The sequence below is a fragment of the Nostoc sp. WHI genome (genome assembly GCF_015714725.1).
Lineage (GTDB): Bacteria > Cyanobacteriota > Cyanobacteriia > Cyanobacteriales > Nostocaceae > Nostoc.
The window spans coordinates 53330-59935 of the sequence record NZ_WBKM01000147.1 but is presented as its reverse complement, the minus strand read 5'-3'; the positions used below and the strand labels follow the sequence as shown (position 1 = coordinate 59935).

Below are 6606 nucleotides of genomic sequence, written 5' to 3'. Positions count from 1 at the left end.
AAAAATATTTGTCGAATTAAAACTAATAATAAAAATCCAGTCTTAAGATTACTATTCGTTGGTATATCTTTTCTTCTAGTTAATATCTGGGTGAATCTCCTTTGGCTCAGAATCAGTCGCAAGAGAAAAGGTAGTCGATTAATTTATCGCACACTTTTTCCACTCAAACAGATGTTGTCTTTTTTATCTCAAGCTATTGAACGTAAATATCAAGTAGTTGAAAGCATTTACATTCCATCCGGTTAACATCAATAGATTATCAATCAGCTAATCATAAGTAATCATTATCTATACTATGTTTGCTAGTTAGAATATTGCGTATTAAAAAGTATCATAGACTACAAAGCTTTTGGCGATCGCTCTTTGGGAAAAACTTTTTGGTTTACTGTTAAAGCTACTCTCGAAGACCTCAATCTTGCTTGTACAGCAAATATTGCTAGCGCATTTGCTGTATTTAACCTCATCTTAATATAAGCTTCCTCTCCAATTTCAAAATAATAATCAGTTTTTTCTAACTTTTGTAAATAGACAATTCCCTTTAACTGTTGAGCAAGATTATTAATTTCTAAAGCTATTGATTTGTCCTTTGTTGTTTCTTTAGTAGCATAAGTGTGACTCTCAGTTTTGGGATATCGACATAATCTTCCAAATTTATCTTTATACTTATCTGGTTCTTGTTTAATTAAATTTTTAAATTGTTTTTTAGTTCTACGGACAATAAATTTTTTAATATAATTTCTTAAATTCTCTGTTTCTTTAGCATTCTTCAATAATCCACCTTTTTTCAGCCTTTTTAACTGATTTAATTCATCATTATCTAAGTTATCGACATCAAGCATTTCTATCAAGCGTAATAAATCTCTGACTTGCTTGCTAATAGGTGTGGCGGTAGAAAGAATAATATAGTCAGCTTTATGCTTTGAAATATTCTCACTTCGCTGAGATTTTGAATTTAAATAATTATGGGCTTCATCTATCGTTAAGATATTAGCTATTTGAATCTCTTTCAAAATATTTTTATGTCTATAATTATGAGAATGGCTTAATAATCCCATTGAAACCTGTGAACTCTGAGCAAAGCCTATATCAACAGATTCTTGATGCCAATTGTTTTGTACTATTGGCGGACATATTGTCAATATATATGATTTATTCATTCTGTCAGATTCCCACAACCAGTAGAATAGTAATAATTGAAGTGTGCTGATGAGCTTAGTCTTACCAGAACCAGTCGGATCGGCAATCAAGACGCAACCTTGAGTTTGTAATATATATAATGCTTGTCCTAAACCATATCTCTGTGCAGGCCACAAGCTAATATTATTTAATTTTTCATATAGTTGAGGAAATTCTTTAAACCAATTGCATTCTAGGATTTCTGCGATCGCTCTCGCCAAAGCTTCCTCCCAAGATGTTATTGACATTAATTTTTCTAATAAATCTATGATTTCATCTTTGTAGTCTTGCCCCAATTTATAATAATTTTCTGCAATCTGATCCATTCCTTCGTACTGTTGTTTTTCAAAAAGTATAATAGAATTCTTATAAACCCTGACATTAGCTTCTGACTGTTGAGATAAACCATTTCTACTAAAATTAGAGGAACCTGCAATTGCATGACTTTCGCCAATATAGAGTTTTGCATGAAAATTATCCGAAATTTTAAAATGGAGTTTACCAGTTCTAATATACTCAATAGTTTTAATAATGTTTCCGCCTTTCAATAAAGAATATCCACGCTCTAACCAATAGTCTTTTATTTCTTTTTGTAAATCGACTTTTTTCCAAGATTTCCTGGGTCGGCTATCAGGCTCCGAACCAAGAAGAATACGGACAGAATTAATTGTGGATATATCAACCTCAGTATTAAAGATATCTATAATATTTCCTAGTGAGCTAAATCCTGTGTTTATTAAATAATTTTCACTTGAATTAATATCTTTAATAACTTCTTGCTTAACATTTCTCTTTTCACTAGGGAGATTAAGAGGAAATAATGCATTAGGAGGCCATTTCATGTTAGTGTTTTCGTTATCTAAATTAGACTGTGGTTCAGATTCATTACCTTTTGATTTTTTAGCCATTTTTATTTACTATTAATATTTGTGACAAAATGACAGGTCAACGGAGTAGTGCCAAGCCCAAAAATCAATTTCTACTAATTATGAATCTTGGCTCTCTGACCTTTCGGTACTTTCAAAATGAGTAGACAAAAAACTAAGCTGGTACAATAGTACTACAAAAGTGTTACTATACAAAAAAATTAGGAAATTAGTCACTCACACATAAGATTTAGTGCGAGTGGCGATCGCACTCTCTAGGATTGTAATTTTTTAGAATGTTATGCTAGGTTATGCGTACTCTATATACTGCTGGATACTGCTGGATACTGCTGGATACTGCTGGGCATTGACGCTAGCATTTCACCACAAGTAATTGCCCTTCTACATCCTTGTGCTTTGTTGTAGAAGAGCGATCAGACTATTAGGACTTTGTAAAAAGGTGAAGTTCAGCGCAAAATCTGGTCAATCATCCGATTCGCTTGGGAACCATAACCACCCCCAAATAAATTGAAGTGATTCAAAATGTGATACAGGTTATAGAGCGTTTTTCTCTGCTCATAGCCTGCATCTAAAGGAAAGACTTCGTTGTAACCTTTATAAAACGCCGCAGGGAAACCACCAAACAATTCTGTCATGGCGATATCAACTTCTCTATCTGCAAAATAAGTTGCTGGATCAAATATCACTGGTTCTCCCGACGCAGTACACCCAGCATTCCCGCCCCATAAATCGCCATGTACTAAAGAAGGTTGCACCTGATGATCCGCCAATAGTTCAGGGATAGCTGCTAGTAATTTGTCTTCTTGAGGAAAATTACCCCTTCGTCGTCTTGCTAACTGAAATTGATAACCCAGGCGATGTTTAATATAAAATTCTGCCCAGTCTGCTGTCCAAGTATTGATTTGCAGCGTAGAACCAATGGTATTGTTAATTTTCCAACCAAAACCTTGACTGCTACTAGCTTTATGCATCGCCGCCAGCTTGTGCCCCATTTCTTCCCATGAATTGCTGTTACCGCTACCAAGTTCCAACCACTCCAGCACGATGTAGCTAGAATTACCAGTCACACCCCAGCAAATTGGTTTAGGAACGCGAATATTAGCTGTTGCTAGCATTTCCTCTAACCCCAATGCCTCAGCTTCAAACATCGCAACTTGGGATGCTTGGTTAACCTTGACAAAGTAGGTAAGCTGACCATTGGAAACAGCATAACCTTGGTTAATACACCCGCCACCAACCGATCGCCGTTGCTGACTCTGAAATTTTTCACCAGTCACTTGGCTAATATGCGCGTCGATTTGAGTCCACATCATTGAATAAAAGTTAGGATTTAGGATTTAGAAGTTAGGAACTAAATTTTTAACTCATAACTCAGCACTCATAACTCATCACTGATTTTGGCGGCAAATTCCAAATGCTGAAGTGTAGGCGTGTAAGAAGGTTCTGCCACCAACAGGGCCGATTTCACCACCACAGAAAAAGCCGCTTACAGGAATATCGTTGAGGTAGCGCCTAAATAGTTCAGAATCGAAATTCGGTTTACCATAGAGTCCCTCACCTCGTCCCAGACAGGCAAACATCAAGGCAGCTACAGCAGAGGGTTCAGAGTCTCGTTTGTGTTGATAACTTTGTAGAAGTAATTCTAAGTCTTCAGCAGAGGCTTGGGCATCACGCAGGTGGAATTGCAGCCTTTGACCAGAACGGACGCGATCGCCAATAGCGATCGCCCCAGCTGTGGGATCTACCCCAAGAATACCCCGAATTAAAAAGTCTCCTTGTTGCAAAGCCATCTTAAATTCATCCATTGCCACACCCACAAATAGAGAGTGCTGTGCTAAGGTACGTTCCTGTTCGCTGAGACTGGCAATCAAATCTCGTAATACCATCAGAGGTACTTTTTCATCTAATTCTAGAATGATATTGCGATCGGCTTTTGTGACTTGCAATGGTTTGCCAATAGGTCGGCATCCTTGGGCTACAATCGTTTCCAACACAATATTGCCAGTCAAAGCTATACCGACAGTACCCTCACGATACAAGTGTTGACCCAGCCCACCGCAAACCTCATTACAAAATAGGGCAGCACGACCACCCATACCCCCACCACTAGCCTCTCCCCCCACGATCGCTGATCCTGGATAAGCAAAATCCAGCCCTTGCAACAAATCGTTGATTCCAGAGGCGAAGGAACTAGACAGCAAGATGAACTGGGGTGTCGGTGATGATGGCACACCGACCAAATCAAGCCAAGCATCTGGTGGGCCGTCTAAGTCAGGTAATTCTTCAGCAACAACATGAAAGACTTGAACTTTCACACCGGGAAGGTGCGCTAAAGTCAGGCTGATAGCTGGTTCAGCTTCCAACTCCTGGGTTTCTCCACTAACTGTTGTCCCAATTACACCTCCACCACTACAGCCAATTAGCACTGGCACAGAAAGTTTCTCAGCCAACAAGGGTAATAGTCGGGAATACTCACTCGCAAAAGCAGACGAAATGAATACCAGCCCTAAATCCGCAGGTGCAGTTAACGACGAGAGCGATCGTTGTACCACATCTGCAACTGCTGCTTCCAATGAATGATGGGTTGATAGGGCGTTTGTCCATTGCATTTGGTCTGCCATGAGTTTTGGGCTTCTTTCTCTTTTTAGGCTAGTAGTTTTTGATTATTCATTTTGGAAAGAGTTGCATCCTACAAGAGTTGACACCAGCCCTTTGTATTCCCCATCCCAGGAAGCTGGGGTTGTCAATTCCCTAAATACATGCATCTAAATATATTGTATGATTATTGTTCTATAGTACTAATTCCAGAAAATATTAAAAAATAAAGGTAAATACATTATAATAGATGCGTTAATTTGATGTATTGGTTATAAATCAATAGGCTCAGGCACTAACCTCTTATCAGCTAAATTGTTAGAATGGTTAGTAATAAAGCCAAAAGCTACCATTTTTGAAGTTTTTCTATACTAGTATTAACAACACACAACCAGACTAAAGCAATGACCAACATCCAAGAAACAGTAAAGGGCGACATCCAAGAAAAAATTCAAGATGAAGTGGAACAAGCACGCGCTACCTGTGATATTACAGGTAGCAGCTCACCAGAGTGTGCTGCTGCTTGGGATGCAGTAGAAGAATTGCAAGCCGAAGCCTCACACAAGCGCCAAAGCAAGCCAAAAAACTCTCTAGAACAGTATTGTGATGACAACCCAGAGGCAATTGAATGCCGGGTTTACGAGGACTAGAAATTGAGGCAAGTGAATTTTCTGTTGAGTTAGCAAGCAACTAGGATGTATTTACTGATATCTGGTATCTCCAGTCCACTGCCGTCTAAAATTGCGATCGCCTTCTTTCATCATGTTCCCTAAGAGGTGCAAGATTGGTGAAATATGTGCAGTTAGGTATGTCTAAAGGTTTAACTTTGAGAGTTTTTTGATTTCAAAATAAACCTTTACACTTAAATAAATTGGGATTTTGTTCGGGAGTGCCAAGTAAGTATATAGCGGCTGGGTGGATTTTGAAATTCTCTTTGATGCTTACTACAGGTAGATGCCAAATCTAAGTTGAATATCTTCGAGTTGCTTGTTTTTTGCAAAAGAAAATGAATTAAATAACTTATAAAACTTCATTTTATAACACCTTTTTCAAAAATCTTTGCAACAAATGAATTTGCTGTAGGGACGTACATTTATACGTCCCTACAAACGTGTTTGTAGTATAAATTTCGGGAAATGGTATGAGTTTGGGAGCCACTTGCTTGCAAAAAGAAGTCAGGGTAAAGTTTTGAGACTAGCCACTGAGCTTTGTGCTTGGATTAACCTGTTATGTAATATAGATAAATTACTAGCTAATAGCTTATAAATATGTCAGTTATAGATACTCGCTGTTGGTTAAAAATGTTTTATTTATCCTTTGAGAAAAAATATGGACTATAATACTTGGTTCCGCCCTTTCGTCTGGATTGATTACCGACTGGCAGTATTATTCTTAGGAATTATTCCGCTAATTCTTCTGATTTGGGCATTTGTGCAAAAAGCAGAAAGTATACAACGCCTGTTAACTATATATTGGCGAGTAGCAAGCTTGGTGGCAATCACGATTTACTTAATGATCGCTCAATATCCAGTTAGCTTTTTTTCGGGATTGATGGCTCGGATTTTGATCCCGATTTCACTGTGGTTCTGGGTGGATCTCAACGATGAAATTGAGTATCAAACCAGTGGAGCTTTGAAATTTATTTTTACTTCTTGGCGTTGGGCTACAACTGTTTATTGTATCTTGGGTGCACTAGCCTTAATCCCTTTTTTGGGTTGTGCTTTTTCTGAAAATGCCTTGAAGACTTCCAATTGTCGCGTCTGGTTCGAGGCACCGTTGCTATTCAAAGAATATTTTCATGCTAATAGCAAAGCTGAGTTCTTAGGTTTTCTTGGCATAATTAGTTTAGTAATTTATGTGCTTTACTTAAGCTATTTTGTTCTGATTAAGCTGGGCAAGCAGGGACGCTCGGCCACACCACAGTAACCGTCACTGTGCCACAGTTCAA

At 38.1% G+C, this 6606-nt stretch carries 5 protein-coding genes and 1 pseudogene; 3 read left to right on the top strand and 3 right to left on the bottom strand.

The genetic code is table 11. The annotated features are described in order from the left end of the window. Window positions 1–246 (top strand): annotated as a pseudogene (locus F8S12_RS40620) (ISH3 family transposase); the annotation flags it as partial. Between the two features lie 92 nt (window positions 247–338). Here the strand turns inward: F8S12_RS40620 and F8S12_RS15620 are convergent. From F8S12_RS15620 to F8S12_RS15610, 3 genes are all read right to left on the bottom strand, one after another. Next, window positions 339–2084: an SNF2-related protein gene (locus F8S12_RS15620; protein WP_196517074.1), complete on the bottom strand. Its 1746-nt coding sequence runs from the start codon at window positions 2082–2084 to the stop codon at window positions 339–341. A 425-nt stretch (window positions 2085–2509) separates the two neighbouring features. Continuing rightward, window positions 2510–3373, bottom strand: a complete 864-nt coding sequence (locus tag F8S12_RS15615; RefSeq protein WP_196517077.1) for a fructosamine kinase family protein — start codon at window positions 3371–3373, stop codon at window positions 2510–2512. Between the two features lie 78 nt (window positions 3374–3451). Continuing rightward, window positions 3452–4684, bottom strand: coding sequence for an FIST signal transduction protein (locus tag F8S12_RS15610; protein ID WP_196517073.1), 1233 nt, complete (start codon window positions 4682–4684; stop codon window positions 3452–3454). Window positions 4685–5062: 378 nt separating this feature from the next. Between F8S12_RS15610 and F8S12_RS15605 the strand changes: the two genes are divergently transcribed. Next, complete coding sequence (locus F8S12_RS15605; RefSeq protein ID WP_196517072.1) at window positions 5063–5308, top strand: Calvin cycle protein CP12; 246 nt, start codon at window positions 5063–5065, stop codon at window positions 5306–5308. Window positions 5309–5987: 679 nt separating this feature from the next. Then, window positions 5988–6584 (top strand): DUF3177 family protein, encoded by a 597-nt coding sequence (locus F8S12_RS15600; protein ID WP_196517071.1) that lies wholly within the window; start codon window positions 5988–5990, stop codon window positions 6582–6584. The last annotated feature ends 22 nt before the right edge of the window (window positions 6585–6606 follow it).